Origin of the sequence: Sphingomonas astragali (assembly GCF_051400615.1) — a bacterium.
GTDB lineage: Bacteria > Pseudomonadota > Alphaproteobacteria > Sphingomonadales > Sphingomonadaceae > Sphingomonas.
Genome location: NZ_JBLFFH010000001.1, coordinates 1,064,158 through 1,088,489, shown reverse-complemented (window position 1 = coordinate 1,088,489; position 24,332 = coordinate 1,064,158). Strand labels below are relative to the sequence as shown.

16 protein-coding genes and 1 pseudogene are annotated in these 24,332 nt (G+C 69.8%); 8 read left to right on the top strand and 9 right to left on the bottom strand.

Annotated elements, in window-relative coordinates:
- Window positions 1-167 precede the first annotated feature (167 nt).
- Window positions 168-1,646, top strand: coding sequence for a M23 family metallopeptidase (locus tag ACMGER_RS05445; RefSeq protein ID WP_436811079.1), 1,479 nt, complete (start codon window positions 168-170; stop codon window positions 1,644-1,646).
- A gap of 109 nt (window positions 1,647-1,755) precedes the next feature.
- On the opposite strand, the gene ACMGER_RS05440 is transcribed toward ACMGER_RS05445, so the two are convergent.
- From ACMGER_RS05440 to ACMGER_RS05420, 5 genes are all read right to left on the bottom strand, one after another.
- On the bottom strand, window positions 1,756-3,381 hold the full coding sequence (locus ACMGER_RS05440; RefSeq protein ID WP_436811682.1) for an ATP-binding protein: 1,626 nt from the start codon (window positions 3,379-3,381) through the stop codon (window positions 1,756-1,758).
- A 126-nt stretch (window positions 3,382-3,507) separates the two neighbouring features.
- Complete coding sequence (locus ACMGER_RS05435; protein ID WP_436811681.1) at window positions 3,508-4,242, bottom strand: TIGR02186 family protein; 735 nt, start codon at window positions 4,240-4,242, stop codon at window positions 3,508-3,510.
- Between the two features lie 23 nt (window positions 4,243-4,265).
- Window positions 4,266-5,180, bottom strand: coding sequence for a sulfite exporter TauE/SafE family protein (locus tag ACMGER_RS05430; RefSeq protein WP_436811680.1), 915 nt, complete (start codon window positions 5,178-5,180; stop codon window positions 4,266-4,268).
- A gap of 40 nt (window positions 5,181-5,220) precedes the next feature.
- Window positions 5,221-6,243, bottom strand: a complete 1,023-nt coding sequence (locus ACMGER_RS05425; protein WP_436811078.1) for a hypothetical protein — start codon at window positions 6,241-6,243, stop codon at window positions 5,221-5,223.
- Window positions 6,240-7,685, bottom strand: coding sequence for a glycosyl transferase family protein (locus ACMGER_RS05420; protein ID WP_436811077.1), 1,446 nt, complete (start codon window positions 7,683-7,685; stop codon window positions 6,240-6,242). Before ACMGER_RS05420 ends, ACMGER_RS05425 begins: the two co-directional genes overlap by 4 nt.
- An 84-nt stretch (window positions 7,686-7,769) precedes the next feature.
- Here ACMGER_RS05420 and ACMGER_RS05415 point away from each other — a divergent pair, with 84 nt between their 5' ends.
- Window positions 7,770-13,505 (top strand): alpha-2-macroglobulin family protein, encoded by a 5,736-nt coding sequence (locus ACMGER_RS05415; protein WP_436811076.1) that lies wholly within the window; start codon window positions 7,770-7,772, stop codon window positions 13,503-13,505.
- A 7-nt stretch (window positions 13,506-13,512) separates the two neighbouring features.
- The gene (gene pbpC, locus ACMGER_RS05410; protein ID WP_436811075.1) at window positions 13,513-15,717 is read left to right on the top strand and encodes a penicillin-binding protein 1C; all 2,205 of its coding nucleotides are present in this window, start codon (window positions 13,513-13,515) and stop codon (window positions 15,715-15,717) included.
- Window positions 15,718-15,858: 141 nt separating this feature from the next.
- On the opposite strand, the gene ACMGER_RS05405 is transcribed toward pbpC, so the two are convergent.
- Window positions 15,859-16,377, bottom strand: a complete 519-nt coding sequence (locus ACMGER_RS05405; protein ID WP_436811074.1) for an RcnB family protein — start codon at window positions 16,375-16,377, stop codon at window positions 15,859-15,861.
- 110 nt (window positions 16,378-16,487) lie between these two features.
- Window positions 16,488-16,955: an outer membrane protein assembly factor BamE gene (locus tag ACMGER_RS05400; protein WP_436811073.1), complete on the bottom strand. Its 468-nt coding sequence runs from the start codon at window positions 16,953-16,955 to the stop codon at window positions 16,488-16,490.
- 107 nt (window positions 16,956-17,062) lie between these two features.
- On the opposite strand from ACMGER_RS05400, the gene ACMGER_RS05395 reads away from it, so the two are divergent.
- Both ACMGER_RS05395 and ACMGER_RS05390 read left to right on the top strand, forming a co-directional pair.
- Window positions 17,063-17,569, top strand: a complete 507-nt coding sequence (locus ACMGER_RS05395) for a ubiquinol-cytochrome C chaperone family protein (protein ID WP_436811072.1) — start codon at window positions 17,063-17,065, stop codon at window positions 17,567-17,569.
- Window positions 17,566-18,090, top strand: coding sequence for a YceD family protein (locus tag ACMGER_RS05390; protein WP_436811071.1), 525 nt, complete (start codon window positions 17,566-17,568; stop codon window positions 18,088-18,090). Before ACMGER_RS05395 ends, ACMGER_RS05390 begins: the two co-directional genes overlap by 4 nt.
- 47 nt (window positions 18,091-18,137) lie before the next feature.
- Here ACMGER_RS05390 and ACMGER_RS05385 read toward each other — a convergent pair.
- A pseudogene (locus tag ACMGER_RS05385) lies at window positions 18,138-18,971 on the bottom strand (LysR family transcriptional regulator); the annotation flags it as partial.
- A gap of 194 nt (window positions 18,972-19,165) precedes the next feature.
- Between ACMGER_RS05385 and ACMGER_RS05380 the strand changes: the two are divergent.
- Window positions 19,166-20,359 (top strand): MFS transporter, encoded by a 1,194-nt coding sequence (locus tag ACMGER_RS05380; RefSeq protein WP_436811070.1) that lies wholly within the window; start codon window positions 19,166-19,168, stop codon window positions 20,357-20,359.
- Window positions 20,360-20,377: 18 nt separating this feature from the next.
- Window positions 20,378-21,160: an SDR family NAD(P)-dependent oxidoreductase gene (locus tag ACMGER_RS05375; RefSeq protein ID WP_436811069.1), complete on the top strand. Its 783-nt coding sequence runs from the start codon at window positions 20,378-20,380 to the stop codon at window positions 21,158-21,160.
- A 32-nt stretch (window positions 21,161-21,192) separates the two neighbouring features.
- Here ACMGER_RS05375 and ACMGER_RS05370 read toward each other — a convergent pair whose 3' ends face one another.
- Window positions 21,193-21,828 (bottom strand): TetR/AcrR family transcriptional regulator, encoded by a 636-nt coding sequence (locus tag ACMGER_RS05370; protein WP_436811068.1) that lies wholly within the window; start codon window positions 21,826-21,828, stop codon window positions 21,193-21,195.
- Window positions 21,829-21,951: 123 nt separating this feature from the next.
- On the opposite strand from ACMGER_RS05370, the gene ACMGER_RS05365 reads away from it, so the two are divergent.
- On the top strand, window positions 21,952-24,312 hold the full coding sequence (locus ACMGER_RS05365) for a TonB-dependent receptor (protein ID WP_436811067.1): 2,361 nt from the start codon (window positions 21,952-21,954) through the stop codon (window positions 24,310-24,312).
- Window positions 24,313-24,332 lie beyond the last annotated feature (20 nt).

Here is a 24,332-nt window from a genome sequence, read left to right as displayed (position 1 = left end):
TCGATCGCGGCGAGTCGAGCATTCCGATTCGTCCAACATCAGGCACGCTTCGTCGCAGCTTCGCCCGCGTCGCGGCGGGGTTAATTTGACTTTAGCGACTGTGCGCCACAACCCTCGCACCCAGGCCTGGGGTGTCGGCAGGCCGCGGATTTGGGGTGGGGTGCGCAATGTACTTGCGCAACGATCATGGGCTGGAAGGCGCAGGCGGCGCGGCGGCGCTGTCGTTCGGACGCGCAGCGCCGGCGCAACCCCTTCCGAGCTTCCTCGGGCGGCTGAGCGCGCGGTTCGCGCATGTCGAGCTGGTGCCGGACCTCGGCGCCGACATCGGCTCGCGCACCTGGTGGCGGGGCGCGGCGACCTGCGTGGCGCTGATCGCCGGCACCGTCGCGCTGTCGCCGAGCTTCAGCCGTCCCGTCATGGTGAACGCGCCGCCGGCGATGACCGGCAGCGACTATGACGAGACCCGCAGCCTCGCCATCACGCCGCTCGCGCTCGGCGCCAACAGCGGCAGGCGGCTGGGCGCGACCGCGCTGGTGAAGCCGCTCACCGACACGCCCGAGCGCCCGATCATCGAGGCGACCGCGACGCTCGGCGGCGGCGAGGATTTCACCGCGGCGCTGCACCGCGCCGGCGTCGGCACGTCGGAGGCGAATGCGGTGGCCGAGATGGTCGCCGCACGGATGAGCCTGGGCGAGCTGCGGCCCGGCACCCAGTTCGAGCTGACGCTCGGCCGTCGGCCGGAGAAGGATGCGCCGCGCCCACTCGAGAAGCTCGCGTTCCGCGCCAAGTTCGACCTCAGCATGGAAGTGGCCCGCGAAGGCAGCGAGCTCGCGCTGAACGCCATTCCGATCGCGATCGACCATACGCCGCTGCGCATCCAGGGGCGCGCCGGCACCAGCCTCTACCGCTCGGCCCGCGCCGCCGGGGTGCCGGCCAAGGCGGTCGAGGCATTCATCCGCTCGGTCGCCTCACGGATGCCGATCAGCCGCGTCGGCGCCGACGACCGGTTCGACATCATCGTCGAGCAGGCCAAAGCCGCGACCGGCGAGGTGCAGCTCGGCAAGCTGCTCTATGCGGGGCTCATCGGCTCGTCGAAGAAACTCCAGCTCATGCGCTGGGAAGAGGACGGCAAGAGCCAATGGTACGATCCGCGCGGCATCGGACCGACCACCAAGGGGGGCGCCGGGATGCCGCTCAACGGCCGGCTCACCTCGGGCTTCGGGATGCGCCGCCACCCGCTGCTGGGCTATATGAGGATGCACAAGGGGCTCGACATCGCCGCTCCTTATGGCGCGCCGATCCGCGCGGCGATGGCGGGCGTGGTGCAGATGGCAGGCCGCGCCGGCGGCTACGGCAATTTCGTCAGGCTCGCGCACGCGGGCGGCCTGGCAACGGGCTACGGCCACATGAGCAAGATAGCGGTGCGCGCCGGCCAACGCGTCAGCCCGGGGCAGGTGATCGGCTATGTCGGCTCGACCGGGCTCTCGACCGGTCCGCACCTCCATTACGAGCTCACCAGGAACGGCGTGCCGATCAATCCCGGCAAGGTGACGTTCGAATCCGTCCAGAAGCTGAGCGGCCGCGACCTCGCCGAGTTCAAGAGCAAGTTCAACAAGTTGATGTCGGTGAGCTCGGGCGGCAACTGAGGCTGCCAGTCATTCTCGACTAACGCCGACAACCTCGTGCTCCTGCGAAGGCAGGAGCGTTTTGCCTGGGCTCCTGCCTTCGCAGGAGCACATGGATCGCGGCGCCGACTCAGCGCCCCTGCGCCCGCCAGCGCTTGATGGTGCGCTCGACCAGCCCCTCCTCGCCGCCGGTCTCGCGCCACAGCTCGGAGAACAGCGGATCGCCCGAGGCCGGCCGCTTGTCTTCCTCCAGAGTGTCGAACAGCACGCGGATCGGCGTCGCGACGCCTTCGCCGCAGACGATGCACTCACGGTTCCGGAGCGCCGGGATCGAATCGAGGAAGCCGCGCGCGCCCTCCGGCATCGCCGCGCGGACATAGGCCTGGTCGCGGTCGTTGTTGAGGCGCATCGCGATGATCGTGCCGCATTGCGAGAGCACGCCCTCGGCGAGATCCGACGGGCGCTGGGTGATGAGGCCCAGCGACACGCCGTACTTGCGCCCTTCCTTGGCGATGCGGCTGAGGATGCGGCCGACCGACGAGCCGTCGGCGTTGCGCTCGTTGGGGACGTAGCGGTGCGCCTCCTCACAGACGAGCAGGATCGGCCGCTGCGCCTCGCCGCGCGACCAGATCGCGAAGTCGAACACCATGCGGGACAAAACCGCCACCACCACCGAGGTGATCTCGCTCGGCACGCCCGACACGTCGATGATCGAGATCGGCCTGCCGTCGCTCGGCAGGCGGAACACCCGCGACAGGAACGCGGCCATCGAATCGGCGACCAGCATCCCCGAGAACATGAAGGAATAGCGCGGGTCGGACTTGATCTCCTCGATCTTGGTCTTGAGGCGGAGATAGGGTGCGGTGTCGCCGGCGCGGTCGAGCTTGCCCATATCGAGCTGGATGAGGTTGAGGAGATCGGACAGGAGATAGGGGATCGGGGAATCGACGGTGAGCTTGCCGATCTCGGCCGCCAGCCGGCTCTTGGCCTTGGCCGCGAGCAGGCATTTGGCGAGGATGTCGGCATCGATCTGCCGATCGGAGCCGGAGGTGGTGACGAACACCTCGCAATGCTCCTCGAAGTTCATCAGCCAGTACGGCATCTGCAGGTTGGAGACGTCGTAGATCGCGCCCGTCGTCCTGAACGCTGCCGAATATTCGCCGTGCGGGTCGATCATCACGATGTGACCTTCGGGCGCCAGCTGGCAGATGCGGTGGAGGATCAGCGCGGCCGCGGTCGACTTGCCGGTGCCGGTCGAGCCGAGCAGCGCGAAATGCTTGCCGAGCATCGCGTCGACATAGAGCGCGGCGCGGATGTCCCTGGTCGGATAGACGATGCCGATCTCGACATGCGCACGGTCGTCGGCAGCATAGATTTGCTTCAGGTCCGCAGTCGAGACCGGGAACACCGGCGCGCCCGGCGTCGGATAGCGCGTCACGCCGCGGCGGAAGCGATAGAGCTTGCCGGTCAGCTTCTCCTGGTCGCCCTCGCCGAGGAAATCGACCTGCGCGACGACACGGTTCTCGTGCTTGTCGGACAGGCGCAGCGTGCGGACGTTGGCGACCAGCCAGCTGGAGCCGACCTGCATCTTGATCTGGCTGCCGACCTGCCCGGCGCCGGCGACGGCGGCGTCCTCGTGCCCGGCGAGCGAATCGATCGTCGCCAGGTCGAACAGCACCTGGCTGCTCGATCCGGCGATCTCGAACACGGCGCCGATCTCGGCACCCGGCGATGCCGACGCACCGGCGTTGCCCATCCCCGCGAGCGAGGCGACCTCGAAGCCGTGCCTGTCCAACCGTTCCACCATCCACGGCTCCCCTGATCGTGCCGGGGTATCGCCTTCCAAACGTAAAGATTGCGTTTGGTGTCGGGTCCAGCGCTCTCAGACGCGGCGGGCGATCGCGCCGGCGCCCCAGCCGAAGGCGACCGAGAGGGCCACCGCCACCAGCCCGTAGGCGAAGGAGGATCTGTCGGCGGCGCGGGCGACGAAGCGTTCGAAGCCCGACTTGCGGATGTCGATCTCGCGCACCGCCGCGGCAAGCACGCGGCCGTCCTGGATGAGGAAGGTCTCGGCGGTGAAGCGCCCCACCGGGACGCGCGCGGGAATGGTGACGCGCGCGCGGTAGAGCACGCCGTCGGTGATCTCGACCGCCTTCGGGTCCTCGTAATAGAGGCCGCTGCGGCGTTTCAGGTCGACGAGACCGGCGTCGAACCGCGCCTGCTCGGCCGGCACCGCGCCCGAGGCGGGGGACAGCTGGAGGCTGTCGAGGCCGAGCTCGTAGATCGCGCGGGTGCGGGCATCGACGATCCGATCGATCGGACGCGCCGAGGCGATCGCATAGAAGCTCGGCGCGGAACGGTAGCGCATCCGGTCCGCATTGACCCAGATGCCGGCGACCTTCTCCTTCTCGCGCACCAGGATCGACTGGGACGGGCCCTTCACCACCACCACGATGTCGGCGGGTGGCGTGTCCGCTCCCGGCTGCTGTCCGCGCGGATAGAGGATCGCGCCGAAGAGCAGCAGTTCGGCGCCGGTGAAGGAATAGGCGATCTCGATATTGCGCTGCGAGACATCGGGCACCAGCACCGGCTTGGCGGCGCCGAGCAGCAGCGGCATGACAAGGAGGGCTGCGAGCGCCCTCACGACAGCTCCACCGTGTAGATCTCGTCCGGCCGCCAGGTGACGCCGAGCAGCATCCGCACCGCCACCAGCAGCACCATCGCGGCGAGCGCGAGGCGGAGATATTCGGGCTTCATCCGCGCCGCGAGCCGCGCGCCGAGCTGCGCGCCGATCACCGAGCCGAGCAGGAGCAGCGCCGCCAGCACGATGTCGACCGCCTTGGTGGTGAGCGCGTGCGTCATCGTCGCGGCGGCGGTGACGAACAGGATCATGAACAAGCTGGTGCCGACCACCACCTGCGTGGTCATGCCGAGCAGGTAGAGCATCGCCGGCACCAGGATGAAGCCGCCGCCGACGCCGAGCAGCACAGTCAACATGCCGGTGCCGAGACCGAGCAGCAGCGGCGCGAGCGGCGAGATGTAGAGCCCCGATCGGTAGAAGCGCCACCGGAGCGGCAGCGCCGCCACCAGCGGGTGATGGCGGCGCTTGCGCGCGGCCGGCGCCGTGCCGCTGCGCATCGCACCGATGCTCTGCAGCGCCTCGCGCAGCATCAACCCGCCGATCGAGCCGAGCATGACGACATAGATCAGCGCGATCGCCGTATCGATCTGCCCGCTTTGCTGGAGCAGCCGGAACACCCCGGCGCCGGCGATCGAGCCGAGGATGCCGCCGAAGGTGAGCACCGCCCCCATGTGCACGTCGACCCCGTTGCGGCGGAAGTGCGCGATCACGCCCGAGACGCTGGCGCCGGTGACCTGGCTCGCCGCCGACGCCGCGGCGACGGTGGGCGGGATGCCGTAGAAGATGAGCAGCGGCGTCGTCAGGAATCCGCCGCCGACGCCGAACATGCCCGACAGCAAGCCCACCCCGCCGCCGAGCAGGATGATCACGAGCGCGTTCACCGACAGGTTGGCGATCGGCAGGTAGATGTCCACGGACATTAGCCGATAACCCTTTTACCGGGCGTGCCAAGGGTCAGAAGTCGGAACCCACCGACAATGCCAGGCCCGATCCCGGCCGCGCCTCGCCGGCGACGCGCTGGCGCCAGTCGAGCGAGAGGCGGACGGTGCGGTCGGCGAGCGGCACGCCGACGCCCAGGCTGGGACCCACGTCCAGCCGCGCGACGCCGCGCTGGGCGCCGCCCCAGGCGCCGACGCCGAGGTCGAGATCGATCCCGCCCCAGCGCGCGACCGGATGGGCGGCGCGGACGATGCCGTCGACATAATGTTCGGCGCCGTTCCGGAAGATCGCGCCAGCCTGCGCATAGCCTTCCAGCCGGAAGCCCGCGGGCACTGCCGCATAGACGCCGCCGCTCACCCCCAGCGCCGGGCCGCCGCGCCCGTCGTCGAGCGCGAAGCGCCGCTCGGCGACGAGGCGGAGCGGCAGGCTGCCAGGGCGCCAGGCGATGCCGAGCGCGAGCTCGCGCCCCGCGCCGGCCGCAGGTGCCGCGAGACGGCCGGTGGCGGCGAAGCCGTGGCCGAGCGCATAGTCGACGCGCAGCCCGCCCTGCGAGCCGCCCAGCTGCGGCGCGTCGGCGCTGGCGCCGATGCCGGTTCCGCCGCGGGCGATCAGCCAGCTGCTCGCCGACCAGCGGCGTTCGCGCCGTGCGGCAATGGCGGCGAGTGCGGGCACGCTGCGCTGAAGCGGGAGCAGGGTTTCCGGTGTCCGTTCGACCTCGTGCACGGGACCGAACTGACTCATCGCGAGCAGTGCGAGTTGCACGCGCCGCGGGTCGGGGGCTGCCCGGGCCTGCAGGCCGGACGACGTCGGCGTGGCGCGAGCGATGTGATGTCCCCGCTGCGCGGCGGCGCGCGGCGGAATCCGCAGCTGAACCGGTCCCGCGGAGGTTGCCGGAGCATCGGCTGCGAGCATCGGCCTGGGCATCGTCCGGCGGATCGCCTCCGGCAGCGAACCGGTTTCGTACCACAGCAGCGCCACCCGCGCCGCCGTCCATCCACCCACCACCAGGCCGAGGAAGCGGAGCGGCCGACCGCTCATGATCGACGCACGTGCAGCTCGGCTTCGCTCGGGAAGCGGTGCGCGGTCTTGTCCCAGTGCGGCCGCGCTCCGCGCAGCGTCGCGACGTAGCGGAACAGCGCCCGGCGCGCCGCGGACAACGCGATCAGGTTGCCGACGAACAGCCGTGGCATCGACAGCGCGCCCTCCACCCAGCCGTAGCTCCTCGCAACGAACCCGGCGCGAACGAGAAGGCGCCAGGCGAGCAGCCCGACGTTCAGCGCCAGCGCCGTCCTGGTCAGCCAATCGAGCTCCGGCAGCGGCGCCCCGCCCGCGAGCGCGAGGATCAGGCCGATCCCCCACAGGATCAGCGCGGCATAGGCGGCAGCAAGCACCAGCACGCCGAGCGGCTGGCGGCGGTCGCGCATCCGCATCCAATAGTCGCCGATCCCTCGCGAGCCGGCCCAACCAAGCCGGTCCCACCCCGCGAACGCTATCCCGAACATCCACCGCGAGCGCTGGCGCACCGCCGCTTCGAGCTTGTGCGGAAAATAGGCGTGCACCGCGACCGGGCGCCTGCTCGGGCCTTCGAGAATGCGCGGCGCGGCGATGCGTCCGCCGATCGCCGAGATCGTCAGCCCCAGCTCGTAATCCTCGGTCAGGCTCGTGGCGTCGAACGGCTTGCCGTCGCGCGCTTCGGCGATGCGGCCAAGCATCCCGCGCGATATCGCACAGCCGACGCCGGCGAAGGGCAAGCCGGCACCGACCGCCTGGCGCACGACGAGCTGCTTGGCGTGCGCCTCGGCGAACTCGTCGATGTAGGTGCCGGCGACGAAGCGGGACTCGCGATCGACCAGCGGCAGCACCGGGACCTGCACCGCGTCATAGGCACCGATCAGATAGTCATAGACGGCAAGCTCGCCGGCGTGGACGACATCCTCCGAATCGTGGAGCACCACCGCCGCCGCCGGCTCCAATCCGGCCGCCTCGTCGTTCAGCATCGCAGTCCACAGGCTGTTGAGGCAGTCGGCTTTGGTTGTCGGCCCCGCGCGGGGACCGACGACGAGGCGGACGCGCGGATCGTCGAGCGCAACCGCGGCGATCGCCTCGATCGTCTCCCAGTCGTTGGGATAGGCGCCGGCATAGATGCGCAGCCCCGGGTGCGGCCAACGCTCCATCGCCGTGCGGAGCATCCGGCCGATCACCGCGGCTTCATCCCACGAGGGCACGAACACGGCGATCGGGCGGCTGGGCGGCGGCAGTTCGGCGAGCAGCGGATCGCGCCGGCCGGTCGTGCGCCGCCATGCCAGCCGGGCGAAATAGACGGCGTCGACGATCAGATCGTCGACGCCGCCCACAAGGAAGCCGGCCGCCGCGAACACGATCGTCTCGCGCGCGGCAGCATCGATCAGCGCGGTGACAATGCCCCCGTCCAGCCCCCTGTCCCCCTGGCGCGAACATAGCCGCGCAACCGAGGCCGACAAGCAGGGGAATCGGATACGATTCGTCGAGATGCTGGACTCGGCGCAGCCGCCGTTTCAGGTTGGCAACAAAAAGGGGAATCCGCCGTGAAGATCGCCGCTCGCCTCGCGATTCTTGCCGCCGCGCTCGCACCGCTCACCGCGCAGGGCGACGCCAGCCCGCGCGTGATCCTGGCCACGCCGGGCATCGGCGACGGCGCGATCGAGCGGTTCACCTTGCGCTTCTCCGCGGCGATGGTGCCGCTCGGCGACCCGCGCGCCAAGGCGCCGGCGACCAGCGCCTGCGCGGGCGAGGGACGCTGGGTCGACCAGTCGACCTGGGTCTACGAGTTCGCGAGCCCGCTGCCCGGCGGCACCACCTGCGAATTCAACCTCGCCCCCAAGCTCAAGAGCGTCGCGGGATATGAGATTGCCGGCAACGCGACGTTCAAGGTCGATTCGGGCGGGCCGATCGCGCGGGCGGTGCTGCCGGGTAGCTACGACGGCGAGATCGAGGAGGACCAGGTATTCCTGGTCGCCGCCGCGATGGCGCCCGACCGCGCCTCGGTCGGCGCCAATGCCTATTGCGCGGTCGACGGGCTCGGCGAGAAGATCCCGGTCGACGTGCTCGACGCATCGCTGCCGGGCAAGCTCCTTTCGGAGATCGGCACCGATCGCTGGCAGGTCTCCAGCTTCCTCTCCAGCGCCAATCTGCCGAGCGCGCTGCCCGCCGATGCCAAGGCGCGGGACCAGGCGCTGGCGAGCGTGGTCGCGGTCAAGTGCCGCCGACCGCTGCCGCCCGGGCGCGACATGGCGCTGGTGTGGGGGGCGGGCGTGAGCGCCTCGGGCCGCACCGCAGGCGCCGACCAGCGCTTCGACTTCACCGTGCGCAAGCCCTTCACCGCGCGCTTCGAATGCAGCCGGGTCAATCCGCAGGCGGGATGCAACCCGGTCAAAGACGCTTATGTCCGCTTCTCGGCGCCGATCCCCAAGGCGCAGGCCGAGGCGATCCGTATCGCGCTGCCCGACGGCAAGGCGCTGACGCCGAAGATCGACAAGGACGACCAGACCAAGGCGACGGTGAGTCAGGTCAGCTTCGCAGCCCCGCTCCCCGCCGCGACGACCGCCAGGCTGACGCTGCCCGAGAATGTGAAGGACGAGAGCGGCCGCCCGCTCTCCAACGCCGAGCGCTTCCCGCTCGAGGTGCGGTTCGATGCCGCGCCGCCGCTGGTCAAGTTCGCCGCCGTGTTCGGCGTGCTCGAGGCGGAAGAGGGCGGCGTGCTGCCGGTGACGGTGCGCGCGGTCGAGCCGTCGCTCGGCGGCCAGATCGCCAGCGTCTCGGGCCAGACGCTCAAGGTCGATTCGTCCGACGCCGACGTCGCGGCATGGCTGCGCCGGCTCGACGAGCATGAGGAATCCGACTTCGAGGAGGTGAAGCGCGGCGACGAGATGGTCACCATCAACAACACCGCGTCCAAGCCGTTGATCCCGGCCGGGCGCGGCGCTGCGCTCGACGTCGGACTGCCCGGCAAGGGCAAGGAGTTCGAAGTCGTCGGCATTCCGCTCAAGCAGCCTGGCTTCTACGTGGTCGAGCTCGCCAGCCCTGCGCTCGGCCGCGCGCTGCTCGGCCGTGACGCGCCGCGCTATGTGACTGCGGGCGCGCTCGTCACCAACATGAGCGTGCATTTCAAATGGGGCCGCGAGGGCTCGCTCGCCTGGGTGACCGAGCTCAGCAGCGGCAAGCCGGTGGCGAGTGCGGACGTGCGCGTGTCCGACAGCTGCACCGGCCGCATCCTGGCGCGCGGCACCACCGACGCCGAGGGCCGCTTCCTCGTCACCAAGGGGCTGCCGGACCCCGAGACCTATGGCAGCTGCGAGAACAACAGCACCAATCATCCGCTGATGATCTCGGCGCGCAAGGCAGGCGACTTCGCTTTCGACCTGACGAGCTGGGGCGAGGGCATCCGGCCTTACGACTTCGACCTTCCCTATGGCTGGAGCGAGCGGAGCGAGGTGGTCCATACCGTGTTCGACCGCGCGCTGGTCCGCCAGGGCGAGACGGTGCACATGAAGCACATCGTCCGCGTGCCCTATGGCGCCGGCTTCCGCATGGGCGAGCCGTTCACCGGCACGCTCAAGCTCCAGCACCGCGGCTCCGACACCCAGTTCGAGCTGCCGCTGTCGATCGACGCCAACGGCACCGGCGAGAACGAATGGACGGCACCGCAGGGCGCGCCGATGGGCGACTACGACCTGCAGATGGTGGTCGGCGACCGCACCATCTACGGCGGCCAGTCGTTCAAGGTCGACGAGTACAAGCTGCCGACGATGAAGGCGACGGTGACCGGGCCCAAGCAGGCCCAGGTCAGGCCCAAGACGATGCCGCTCGACCTCTACGCCGGCTATCTCTCCGGCGGCGGCGCCTCCAACCTGCCGGTCGACCTGCGCATCGGCTATTTCCGGCGCACGGCGACGCCCGCCAACTACGACGCCTACACCTTCGGCGGCGCCGCGGTGAAGGAGGGGGTGCAGCCGCTCAATGGCGACGGCGAGGATGCCGATGAGGCGACCGAGCTGCCGCCGACGCAATCGCTGCCGGTGACGCTCGGCGGCGACGGCACCGGCAAGGCGGTCGTGGACGTACCTGCACTCGATGCGAGCACGGACATGCAGGTCGAGATGGACTATCAGGATGCCAACGGCGAGACGCTGACCGCCTCGCGCCGCATCCCGATCTATGCCTCGGCGGTGCAGCTTGGCGTCAGGACCGACGGCTGGCTGATGAAGCAGGACGACCTCAGGCTGAAGCTGGTCGCGCTCGACACCGACGGCAATCCGATCGCGGGGCAGCGGGTCCAGGTGGCGCTCTACAGCCGCGAGATCCTGACCGCGCGGCGGCGGTTGATCGGCGGCTTCTATGCCTATGACAACCAGGTGAAGACCACCAAGCTGTCGGGGTCCTGCTCGGCCACGACCGACAAGCTCGGCCTGGCCGAATGCCAGCTCGACCCGGGCGTGTCGGGCGAGGTCTATGCGGTGGCGACCACCGCCGACGCCAACGGCAACGTCGCGCGCGCGGTGCGGTCGGTGTGGCTGGTCGGCGACGACGACTGGTGGTTCGGCGGCGACAACGGCGACCGCATGGACGTGATCCCCGAGCAGGCCGAGTACAAGGCGGGCGAGACCGCGAAGTTCCAGGTGCGGATGCCGTTCCGCGACGCCACGGCGCTGGTGACGGTCGAGCGCGAGGGCGTGCTGTCGAGCTTCGTCACCCAGCTCTCCGGCACCGATCCGGTGGTCGAGGTGCCGATGCCCGGCACCTACGCGCCCGACGTGTTCGTCTCGGTGATGGCGGTGAGGGGCCGCGTCGGCGGGTGGTGGCTGTGGCTCTCCAATCTCGCGCGCGACTGGGATCTGCCCTGGTTCAGCCGCGAGGGCGCGCGGCCGACCGCGACGGTCGACCTCGCCAAGCCGGCCTATCGGCTCGGCATCGCCAAGGTGAAGGTGGGCTGGGAGGCGCATCGCCTCGGCGTCGAGGTGAAGGCGGACAAGGGCCGCTATGCGGTGCGCGATACCGCTCAGGTCGACGTCGCAGTGCGCAATCCGGACGGCGAGCCCGCCGCCTCGGCCGACGTCGCCTTCGTCGCGGTCGACGAGGCGCTGCTCCAGCTCGCGCCCAACGACAGCTGGGACGTGCTGACGGCGATGATGGGCGAGCGGCCGATCTCGGTGCTGACCTCGACCGCGCAGATGCAGGTGGTCGGCAAGCGCCACTATGGCCGCAAGACCGCCGAGCCGGGCGGCGGCGGCGGCGGCGACCTGTCCGGCCTCAACCGCGAGAATTTCCAGCCGGTGCTGCTGTGGCGGGGCAGGCTCGCGCTCGACGGCAATGGCCATGCCCGGGTGGCGGTGCCGCTCAGCGATGCGCTGTCCTCGTTCAAGCTGGTCGCGGTCGCGACCTCGGGGCCGCAGCTGTTCGGCACCGGCGAGGCGAGCGTGCGGACCTCGCAGGACCTCCAGATCTTCGCCGGGCTGCCGCCGCTGGTGCGCACCGGCGACTGGTATGCGGCGGGCTTCACGCTGAGGAACGCGTCGGACAAGCCGATGGCGGTCTCGGCCACCGTCGAGGTGACGCCGACGATCGCGCGCGGCCGGCCGATCGAGGTGACGATCCCGGCGGGCGGCGCGGTGCCGGTCGCCTGGAACCTGACCGCTCCGGCGATGCCGGGCAACCTCAGCTGGAAGGTCGTCGCCAAGTCCGCCGACGGCAGGGCCAGCGACACCATCACCGTCGCGCAGGAGGTGGCGCCGGCGGTCCCGGTCGAGGTGTGGGCCTCCTCGCTCGCCCGCGTCGGCGAGGCGACGTCGCTGGCGGTCGGCCCGCCGGCCGGGGCGCTGCCGGGGCTCGGCAGCGTCGAGGTCAGCCTCGCCGATACGCTCGCGCCGCCGCTCGCGGGCGTGCGCGACTATATGGCCGCTTATCCCTACAGCTGCTTCGAGCAGCGGCTGTCGCGCGCGGTGGCGCTGGGCGACGGCGGCATGTGGACGGCGCTGGCGGGCGAGATGCCGACCTATCTCGATGGCGACGGGCTGCTGCGCTACTGGCCGTCGGAGACGCTGCCGGGGTCGGAGGCGCTGACCTCCTATGTGCTGGCGCTGACGTCGGAGGCCGGGCTGCCGGTGCCCGACGGCCCGCGCGGCCGGATGATCGAGGCGCTGAGGGCGGTGCTAGACGGTCGCTTGCGGCACGAGGATTACGGCGACGTCCGCCTTCAACGACTCAACGCCTTCGCCGCGCTGGCGCGCGCCGGCGCGGCGACGCCCGACATGCTCGGCCAGATCGGGCTCGCACCCAGCGAGATGCCGACCGCCAGCCTCGCCGACTATATCGTCGCGCTCGGCAAGGTGCCGGGGCTCGCCAACGGGGCGGCACTGCGCAGCCAGGCGGAGGGCGTGCTGCGTACCCGCTTGGTCTATGAAGGCACGCGGCTCGACCTTTCCGACAAGGACAATGTCCCCTGGTGGCTGATGTCCTCGGGCGACGAGAGTGCGATCAAGGCGCTGCTCGCGGTGCTCGGGCGGCCGGGCTGGCAGGACGACGCGGCGAAGATGATGGTCGGCGTCGCCCAGCGCCAGCAGCGCGGCCATTGGGACAACACCACCGCCAACGCCTGGGGCACGGTGCTCGCCCGGCGCTTCATGGGCATGTACCCGGCCGAGGCGATCGCGGGGATCACCACCGCTTCGCTGGGCAACGCGAGCGTCAGCCGGAGCTGGCCGCTCGCCCCCGACCAGCGACGCTTCAGTCTAGCATTGCCGGAGGCGCAGGCGCCGCTGCGGTTGAGCCAGTCGGGTGGCAATGGGCCCTGGGCGTTCGTGACGGTGAAAGCTGCGGTGCCGCTCCGCCAGCCGCTCAACGCCGGTTACAAGATGACCAAGGCGGTCGAGGTGGTGCAGGCGCGCACCAAGGGCCAGCTCACCCGCGGCGACGTCGTCAGGGTGACGATCACCGTCGACGCCTCGGCCGAGCGCAACTGGGTGGTGGTGAGCGATCCGGTGCCCGCTGGCGCGACGGTGGTCGGCGGCAGCGCCAACCAGTCGTCGATGCTCGGCGATCTCGCCGGCGCGGGCGAAGGCGTGAGCCCGAGCTACGTCGAGCGCGCCAAGGACGCGTGGCGCGCCTATTTCGCCTGGGTACCGCGCGGGACCTTCAAGGTCTCCTATGTCATGCGGCTGAACGGCGTCGGCCGGCTGCAGGTGCCGCCGACGCGGGTCGAGGCGATGTACTCGCCCGCGATCCGCGCGCAGTGGCCGAACCAGCCGATGGTCGTGACGCAGCGGTGAGGCATTCATGGCCGCGCCCCAACTCCCGTTCGGGCTGAGCCTGTCGAAGCCCGACCTTTCCGCATTTCTCGAGCGGGGGAAACTCGCCCTTCGACAGGCTCAGGGCGAACGGGGGAAGTGGATCGCTTTCGTCGCGATCCTCGCCCTTGCCGCGCTGATCGCAGGCGCAGACTGGATCACCCGCCCGCCGCCCTTGCCGAGCTACACCCAGGTCCGCGCCGCCTGGAAGCCGTCCGAAGCCTGGCTCTATGACCGGGGCGGCCGGCTGATCGACAGCATCCGCGTCGATTTCGAGCGGCGGCGGCTGGCGTGGACGCCGCTCGACAAGGTTGCCGAGCCGATGAAGGCGACGCTGATCGCGGCCGAGGACCGTCGCTTCTACCGCCACGGCGGCGTCGACTGGTGGAGCCTCGCCGGCGCGCTGCGCGACCGGATCGAGGGCAAGCGCGTGCGCGGCGCCTCGACGCTGTCGATGCAGCTCGCCGCTTACCTCTCGCCCGATCTCGCCGCGCCGGGCGCGCGCGGGCTGCTCGACAAGCTGCGGCAGATGCGCGCGGCTCGGGCGCTCGAATCGCGCTGGAGCAAGGGCCAGATCCTCGAAACCTATCTCAACCTCGCCGGCTTCCGCGGCGAGGCGCAGGGGATCGGTGCCGCGGCGCTCGGACTGTTCGGCAAGACCCCCGATGCGCTGAGCCGTGACGATGCGCTGCTGCTGACGGCGCTGCTGCCCGATCCGGCGGCGACGGCTCCCCGGATCGCCCGGCGCGCGTGCCGACTCGGGCAGGAGCGGGAGTGCAGCCGCTTCGAAGGCATGGCCGCGTCGATGCTGGGGCCGGCGCGCAGCCTTGCGCTCGATCCGGGGCTCGCCCCCCATCTCGCGACGCGATTGCTGGCAAGGCCGGGGATGAAGGTCACCAGCACGCTCGACGCGCGTATCCAGCAGGTCGCGATCGTCGCGCTCCGGCGCCAGCTCCAGGGGCTTGGCGGCAGCCGCGCGCGCGACGGGGCGGTGATCGTGGTCGACAATGCAAGCGGCGACGTGCTCGCCTATGTCGGCGGCATCGGCGGCGCCTCGACCGCGCCGGAGGTCGACGGCGCCAACGCCTATCGACAGGCGGGGTCGACGTTGAAACCCTTCCTCTATGTGATGGGATTCGAGAAGGGCTATCTCACCCCCGCCTCGATCCTCGACGATTCGCCGGTGCAGCTCGACACCGCCTCGGGCCTCTATGTGCCGCAGAATTACGACCGCGGGTTCAAGGGGCCGGTATCGGCGCGGACCGCGCTGGCGGGATCGCTCAACGTGCCGGCGGTGCGCACCTTGCTGCTGACGGGAGTGGAGGCGTTCCGCGATCGTCTGTGGGATACCGGCTATCGCGGCCTCACCGAGGACGGCGATTATTACGGCTTCAGCCTGGCGCTGGGGTCGGCGGAGGTGACGCTGGGTGAGCAGGTCGACGCCTATCGCAGCCTCGCCAACAGCGGGCGTTGGTCGCCGCTCAGGCTCACCGCCGATGATCCGCGGGAGGCGCCGCGCGCGATCACCACGCCCGAGGCCGCCTGGCTGGTCGCCGACATCCTCGCCGATCCGGCCGCGCGTGCGGCCACCTTCGGGCTCGATTCGGCGCTGCGGCTGCCGTTCTGGGCGGCCGCCAAGACCGGCACGTCCAAGGCGATGCGCGACAATTGGTGCATCGGCTTCTCGCGCCGCTACACCGTCGGGGTCTGGGTCGGGAATCTCGAAGGCGATCCGATGCGGGCGGTGTCAGGCACCAGCGGCGCGGCGCCGGCATGGCGCGACGTCATGATGGCGCTCGGCGACGGCGGCGGGCGGCCGCCGGTGCCCAAGGGCATCGAGACGCGCGCGATCACCTTCGCCAACGGCCGGGAGCAGCCGCGCCGCGAATATTTCCTCGCCGGCACCGGCCAGGCCGAGCTGGCCGAGGCTCCCCCCGCGGCGCGCCGGCCACGCATCACCACGCCGGTATCGGGCAGCGTCTATGCGCTCGACCCGGATATCCCGCCGGCGCGCCAACGGCTCGCGGTGTCGGTGTCGGGGGAGGTGACCGGCCACCGCCTGCTGCTCGACCGGCGCGACATCGGCGCCGCCGATGCGCAGCCGCTGCTGCTGGCGCCGCCGGGGCCGCACCTGCTCCGGCTGGTCGATCTTGGCGGCAGGACGGTCGATCAGGTGCGCTTCACCGTCCGCTGAGCCGGAAATCATATCGCCCGCGAACCAATCGGCGGTTCGCGCGCTGCGTGGCGCAGGTCCCTTCCCTTTCGGGGGCCAGGCGTCCTCCCGGCGCCCGGCCGCGTCGGCGCTTATCTGCGACGCGGCCGAACCCGGTGCGGCTTACCAGTAGAAGCCGCGGATCACGTCGACCACATAGCCGCGGCGCGTGTCGACCAGGATCACGTCGTTATAGTGACGCACCCAGCGCTGGTAACGACCGGCCGGCGGCAGGCGATAGCGCCAGGGATCGGCGATCCAGTAGCGCGAGCCCCAATAGGTCGGCGCGATGCGCACGCCCGGGCGGAAGGCATAATAGCGGAACGGCGCCCGCCAGTTGCCCCGCGCGTAGAGCGAGCGGTTGTGCTGGCGCCAGCCGCGCCAGTCGTTGCGGCCCCAGCGGCGGTTGCGGTCGTTGACATCCTCGCGAAGCTCGCGGCGCGCCTCACGCACGTCGCGGCGCTCGTCGCGAATGTCGTGCCTATCGCCGCGGCGATAGGCATCGCGCAGCTCGCGCCGCTCCTCGCGGAGGTCACGGTGATCGCGGCGGATTTCGCCGCGCGACTGCGCGCTGGCGGCGGCAGGGGCGATCGCCGGCATCGCCACCGCGGCGATCAGCGCCGTCATCATCAACTTGCGCATATATCCTCCTATTCCTTACGGACGCGGCACGCGCCGCATCTCAGCCCAACGCATAGGAGATGTCGTTTGAACCGGGCGCGAACGCGCCGGTCAGCCAATTGAAAGGTCGATCAGGGGCCGCTGCTGCCGCCGCCCGGTGCGCCCGCACCCGCGCCGACCGTGCCGATGTTGCCGAACAGATCCTGGAAGAAGCCCCGCTTGCGGCCGAGCGTCGGCGTCGTCTTGCCGTATGGCGTGATCTCGGCGAGCTGCTCGATGCCGGTGCGGTTGACCGCGGTCACCGTGCCGTTCTGGTCGAAGGCGACGTGGATGGCCACCTGGCGGATCGGCTTGGGATTGTTGAAGGCGAGGTTGCGGGTGTCACGCGACACATAATACCAGTCGCGGTCGTTGAACTGGCCGCCGACCGTCGGCCGGCCGAGCACGCGCGTCACCGATTCGCGATTGTCGACCCCCGGCTGCACCGAGTTCACCAGGTCGGCATCGACGACATAGCCCTGATGGCCGCGCAGCGGCGTGCAGGCGCCGGAAAGCCCCGCGGCGGCGGCGATGAGCAGGACGGCGGCGGGACGAAACATGGAAACTCTCCGGACGATACGGGCGCGATTTGCATCCCGCGCCGTCCGCCTCAATATGCGGTGACGAAGCGGCGAACAAGCCGCGGCTTTTCAAGGACGTTGACAAGGTGGGTTGGATCGACCGGCTGTTCGGCCGCAGGGAGCAGGAAGCGGGCGTGCTCTATCGGGTGGTGGTGGCGCGCGCGCGCGAGCCGCACTGGTATGCCGAGGGCGGCGTCGCCGACACGATCGACGGCCGGTTCGACATGATCGCGGCGGTGCTCTCGCTGGTGCTGCTGCGGCTGGAGGCGGAGCCGGGCAACGAGGCGGCCGGCGTCGCGCTCGCCGAGCGGTTCGTCGACGACATGGACCCGCAGCTTCGCGAGATCGGGATCGGCGACGTCCTCGTCGGCAAGCATATGGGCAGGATGATGGGGATGCTCGGCGGCCGGCTCGGCGCCTATCGCGAGGGGCTGGCGGCGGGATCGATCGACCGCGCGCTCGCCCGCAACCTCTACCGCGACCATCCCCCTGCGCCGGAAGCGCTGGCGCATGTGCGCGAGGGCCTGCTCGCGTTCCATCGTGCGCTGGCAGCGACGCCGGCGGCCGAACTGGTCGAAGGAAAGCTGCCGTGACCGCCGCAACCGAATTCTCGCGTCCGCACCGGCTCGATGCGATCGGCGCCGGCGAAGCGAGCGTCACCGTCGCCGCGGACGAAGGCGAGCGCACGGCGCTGGCGAAACGCTTCGGGCTGCTCGCGATCGACCGGCTGGAGGCGCGCTTCGCCATCAAGCGCGACGCCACCGGCATCGTCGCGCGCGGGCACCTGTCGGCGGCGGTGACGCAGGCCTGCGTCGTCACCGGAGAGCCGCTGCCGGTAAGCCTCGAAGAGGATTTCGCGCTGCGTTTCCTGCCCGAACCCGACTCGGCCGCGGACGAGGTCGAGCTCGATGCCGACGAATGCGACACCGTCTTCTATACCGACGGCGCGATCGATCTCGGCGAGGCGGCGGCGGAGACGCTGCTGCTGTCGCTCGATCCCTTCCCGCGTGGGCCCAATGCTGCGGCGACGCTCAAGGACGCAGGCGTGCTGAGCGAGGAGGAAGCAGGTCCTTTCGGCGGACTGGCGGCGCTCAGGGACAAGCTCAAGAAATAGGCTTCATCCCCCGCCATGAACGCCTGCAGCCGCGGTACGGTGAAATCGAGGAAGGCGCGGACCCGCTGCGGCATCCGCATCCCGCCGAGGAACAGCGCGTGGAGCGGCTCCTCGTCGCTTTCGCCGGGCAGCACCTCGATCAGCCGGCCAACAGCGATGTCGTCGCGGACGTGATAGTCGGCGAGCCGCGCGAGCCCGACGCCGGCAAGCGCCATGCGGTGCAGCGTCTCGCCGTTGTTGGCGAGTAGCGAACCGCGCACGCTGCGGTCGACGATGCGGCCGCTTTCCTTGATCGGCCAGACCGGGGCCAGCCGGCGGAAATTGAAGCCCAGGCAATTGTGCCGCGCGAGCTCGTCGGCGGAGGCCGGGACGCCGTGGCGTTCGAGATAGGCCGGCGCGCCGACGATCTTGCGCCGCGCGATGCCGATGCGCCGCGCCGTCATCCGCGAATCCTGGAGGCTGCCGGTGCGGAAGGCGACGTCAGTGCGGTCGAAATAGAGGTCGACGATCTCATCCGACAGCGAAAGGTCGACGACGATGTTGGGATAGGCGCGCCAGAAATCGGGCAGGATCGGCTCCAGCGCACGCACGCCGAAAGTGACGGTGGTGCTGATGCGCACCGTGCCGCCGGTGGCGGCGGCGCCCTGCATCACTCCGCGATCGATGTCGTCGAGCTCGGCGAGCAGCGCCAGGCTGCGCTCGTAATAGACATGCCCCTCCGCGGTGAGCGACAGATGCCGGGTCGAGCGTTCGAGCAGCCGCACGCACAGCCGCCGCTCGATGCGCGCGACCAGCTTGCTCACCGTCGACGGCGTCATGCGGAGGAGGCGCGCCGCCTCCGAGAAGCTGCCCGCTTCGACCACCCGCGCGAACACCTGCATCTCTCCGGCGCGGTTATCCATGGTTCCGTGTCCATCTGTGAAACTGCTTCATGAATGAAGTGGTTGGAGCGCCTATAATCAAGCCGCGACCGCCGACCCATCTTCCGCACCGCAACACGCCATCACGGAAAAGGGTTCATCATGCGGACAATCATCAACTTCCCCCGCCTCACTGTCGGGCAGGATCGCTGACGATGGAAGCCTGCGCAAATCCTGCCGTTCTCGCCGGCCGCGAGACCAATTCCGCCTGGCCGCTGCTCGCGCTGGCGGTCGGCGCCTTCGGCATCGGCACCACCGAATTCTCGCCGATGGGGTTGCTGCCGGTGATCGCCGAGGGCGTCCATGCCTCGATTCCCGCCACGGGAATGCTGGTCAGCGCCTACGCGCTCGGCGTGATGGCGGGGGCGCCGCTGATGACGCTCGGTCTCGGCCGGCTCCCCCGCAAGAGCGCGCTGATCGTGTTGATGGCGGTGTTCACCGCCGGCAACCTCCTGTCGGCGGTCGCACCCGGCTATGCCTCGCTGATGGTCGCCCGCGTGGTGACCAGTCTGGCGCACGGCGCCTTCTTCGGCATCGGCTCACTGGTCGCCGCCGGCATCGTCCCGCCGGAGAAGCGCGCTAGCGCAGTGGCGACCATGTTTCTCGGGCTCACCATCGCCAATGTCGGCGGCGTGCCGGCGGCGACCTGGGTCGGGCAGCAGGTCGGCTGGCGCACCGCTTTCGCCGCCACCGCCGGCCTCGGCGTGCTGACGATGATCGCGGTCGCGCTCGCGCTGCCGCGGGGCGAGCGCGGCGCCGTGCCCGACGTCCGACGCGAGCTGGCGGTGCTCGGCCGGCCGGCGGTGCTGCTCGCGCTCGCCAGCACCGTACTCGGCGCCGGCGCGATGTTCACGCTCTACACCTATGTCGCGCCGGTGCTGGCGCATGTCACCGGCGCGAGCGTCGGCTTCGTCACCGCGATGCTGGTGCTGATCGGCGTCGGCTTCACCATCGGCAATGTCGCCGGCGGCAAGCTCGCCGATCGCTCGCTCGACGGCAGCCTGATCGCCTTCCTTTCGGTGATCGTGCTGGTCATGCTCGCCTTCCCGCTGCTCGCGAAGAGCGCGGCCGGCGCGGCGATCGCGCTGCTCGTCTGGGGCGCCGCCACCTTCGCGGTGGTGCCGCCGCTGCAGATGCGGGTGATGCAGGCCGCGGCCGAGGCGCCGGGATTGGCATCATCGGTCAACGTCGGCGCGTTCAATCTCGGCAACGCGCTCGGCGCCGGAGCGGGCGCAGCGGCGATAGCGCTCGGCCTCGGTTATGCCGCGGTGCCGATCGCCGGCGCGCTGATCGCCGGCGCCGGGCTGCTGCTCGTCCTCGCCGGCCGCGCCGCGCGACCCTCCCTCTGAACCAAAGGAATCCACCCCATGGACCTGCAACTTCACGGCAAGACCGCGCTCGTCACCGGCTCGACCGCCGGGATCGGACTGGAGATCGCCCGCCGCCTCGCCGCCGAGGGCGCCAGCGTCGTCATCTGCGGCAGATCGCAGGACAAGCTCGACGCCGCCACGGCCGACATCGGCGGCGGCGGCGTCCGCGCGGTGCTCGCCGATCCCGCCACCGCCGAGGGCGCGGCGGCGCTGATCGCCGCGGTGCCGAGCGCCGACATCTTGGTCAACAACCTCGGCATCTACGAGCCGAAGGACTTCGGCGAGATCGCCGACGCGGACTGGTTCCGCCTGTTCGAGGTGAACGTGATGAGCGGCGTGCGCCTCTCGCGCCATTACCTGCCGCTGATGAAGGCGCGCAATTGGGGCCGGATCGTCTTCATCTCCAGCGAAGGCGCGCTGATGGTGCCGCCGGACATGATCCATTACTGCATGACGAAGACCGCGCAGCTCACCATCTCGCGCGGCCTTGCCGAAACCACGCGCGGCACGGGCGTCACCGTCAATACCGTGATGCCGGGGCCGACGCGCTCGGCCGGAATCGTCGATTTCCTGCGCAGCGGCGCGAGCAATCCCGACGCGCCGGCCGAGGAAATTGAGCGCGAGTTCCTGAGGACGAAGCGCCCGACCTCGCTGATCCAGCGCATGATCGAGCCGGCGGAGGTCGCCGCGACGGTCGCCTTCCTCGCCAGCCCGCTCGCCGCCGCCACCAACGGTGCGGCGATCCGGGTGGAGGGCGGGATTCTGCCGACGATTGCCTGACCGACGGTCCCTCTCCCAGCGGGAGAGGGATTTTAGGCCCCGATCCCCTTTGCCAGCATCTCCGCCACCGTGTCGGCGAGCTCGTCGGGCGTCACGTCCTCCGCCCACACGCCGTAACGCAGGCCGAGGAACACGTTCATCCCCATCACCGCCCAGGCATGGACCTCCCCCACGCCCGCGCGCAGCTCGCCCCGCGCCGCCGCCGCCTCGAGCCGCTGGCGGATGCGCTCGGCGGTGGTGGCGTAGTGGGCGCGGAAGCTTTCGGGATCGACGAACTCGGCCTCGTCGATGATGCGGTAGATCTCCTTGTGCTCGCGCACGAAGGCGATGAACTTGGCAAGGCCCGCGCGCTCGGCGGCGATACCGTCTTTCGCCGCGCGGATGCCGGGCGCGACATGATCCCGCACCTGGTTCGACATGTGCCGCACCAGCGCGCGGAATACCTCGTCCTTCGAATCGAAATAGGTATAGAAGCTGCCGAGCGCGACGCCGGCGCGGCGCGTGATCCCGCTGATCGATGCCTCGTGAAACCCTTTCTCGCCGAACTCGGCGGCGGCGGCGTCGAGGATGGCGCCCAGCGTCCGCCGCCCGCGCTCGGTGCGCGGCGCCTTGTCCGCGCTGGTCGCGTCGATCGGCCGTGTCGCCGCTGGCGCGCTGTCCCTTGTCACCGGCTCATCATCCCATCGTCGCCCCAAATCTCCAAAGTTGAAACTTGGTTCAGCTTTCAGTAAAGAGCAAGGCGCATCGGCACAACCCGTCGGCGAACGGGGTGCTCCAGGAGAGGGTTTCGCATGAACCGCACACCGTCCGTCCGCGCGCTTGTCCTGTTAGGCGCCAGCCTCGCCGCGCTTGCTGCCGCGCCATCCTGGGCGCAGGAGACGGTGCCGGCCGACCAGCAGGCAACGACGGAGCCCGGGAGCGATGCGGACATCGTCGTCACCGCGCGCCGGCGCGAGGAATCCTTGCTCGACGTGCCGATCGCGGTCACCGCCTTCACCGCCGACAAGCTCGCCAAGTCGGGCGCGGTCGACATCACCGACCTGCAGAACACCGTCCCCAACACCACGCTCAAGGTCGCGCGCGGCACCAATTCGACGCTGTCGGCCTTCATTCGCGGCGTCGGCCAGCAGGACCCGGTGCCGGGGTTCGAATCGGGCGTCGGCATCTATCTCGACGACGTCTACCTCAACCGCCCGCAGGCGGCGGTGCTCGACATCTACGACGTCGAGCGGATCGAGGTGCTGCGCGGGCCGCAGGGCACGCTCTACGGCCGCAACACCATCGGCGGCGCGGTCAAGTACGTGACACGGCGGCTGCCCGACGATTTCGAGGTGAGGGTCAAGGGCACCTACGGCAGCTACAACCAGCTCGACGGCATCGTCAGCGTGTCGGCGCCGATCGGATCGATGGTCAAGATCGGCGGTTCGTTCGCGCGGCTGACCCGCGACGGCTTCGGCCGCAACCTCAACCTCGGCATCGACAATTACGACAAGGACATGTGGGCCGGCCGCGGCACCATCGAGTTCGAGACGCCCGACGAACGGCTCTTCATCCGTCTGACCGGCGATTATACCAAGGACGAGTCCTCGCCGCGCAACGGTCACCGGCTGATCCCCGGCCTCCTTTCCGGCCTGCCGGTACTCGACGACGTTTACGACACGATGGCCGGGCTCGACAATCCGAAGCAGGACGTCGAGGCGGGCGGCCTGTCGCTGTCGGCGACCGCCAAGCTCACCGACACGCTGACGCTGCGCAGCATCAGCGCGTGGCGCAAGGACCGGTCCTACACGCCGATCGACTTCGATTCGAATCCGGCGGCCGATGTCGACGTGCCTGCGGTCTATCGCAACGAGCAGACCAGCCAGGAATTCCAGCTGCTCTACGACGGCGACAAGCTGAACGGCATCGTCGGCTTCTACTATCTGGGCGCCAAGGCTGAGACGCGGTTCGACGTGCTGCTGTTCACGACAGGCGCCGCGATCGGCGCACCTGGTCTCGACGGCTTCACGGCCGGCGAGGTCGCGACCGAGACTTCCTCGGTCTATGCCGACTTCACCTACGACTTCACGCCGCAGATCAGCCTGTCGCTCGGCGGCCGTTACACTTGGGACGAACGCAAGAGCCATGTCTACAAGGCCAATCTGCTGAACGGTCCCAGCCGGTTCTTCGGTGGCAACCCGACCCTGTTCGGCGTGCCCGCTACCGACTTCCGAGGCAGGGCACGATTCAAGCGCTTCACGCCCCGCGCATCACTCAGCTTCAAGCCCGCCGAGGACCACATGCTCTACGTCTCCTATTCGGAGGGCTTCAAGGGCGGCGGCTTCGACCCGCGCGGCTCGGGTACCTCGGCGCCGATCAGCGATCCATCGGCGGGTCGCACCTATCAGGACGTCTACAACTATCTCTCGTTCGATCCAGAGACGGTGAAGAGCTATGAGATCGGCTGGAAAGGTGCGGCACTGAATCGCCGGCTTACCTGGGCCCTCGCCGGTTTCTACTCCAAATACAGCGACGTGCAGGTCCCGGGCTCGGTCGGCTGCACCGTCAACGGCGCGCCCAGTTTCTGCGGCATCACCACCAATGCCGCCCGCGCGACGATCAAGGGCATCGAGTTCGAGGGCAATGCCGTGCTGGCGCGCGACTTCGCCGGCGCGGGATCGTCGTTCAATCTGGCCGGCACGCTCGGCTACATCGATGCCAAGTACAAGGAGTTCATCGGTCCCACCGGCACCGACGTCGCGGACTACCGCTACTTCCAGAATACGCCCAAATGGACCGTCTCCGGCACCGCGACGCTCAACCTGCCGGTCGGTCCGGGGCTCGTGACCGCGAACAGCACGGTCTCCTACCGCAGCCTCACCCATCAGTTCGAATATGCCAGCCCCTTCCTCGACCAGCCCGGCTATACCTTGTGGGATGCCGGCGTCACCTACGCCTGGGGCAATTATTCGATCGGCATCTACGGCCGCAATCTGACGGACGAGCATTACAAGATCGGCGGCTATCAATACATCAATGCCAGGGCCGATACCGGCGAGATCATCCTGAGCCCGACCGGCGGCTACACCCCGACGCTGGGCCGCGAAGGGGTCGCCACCGCCTTCTACGGCAATCCGCGACAGATCTTCGGCAGCTTCACGATAAAGTTCTGACCAGGTGCGACAGGGGGCAG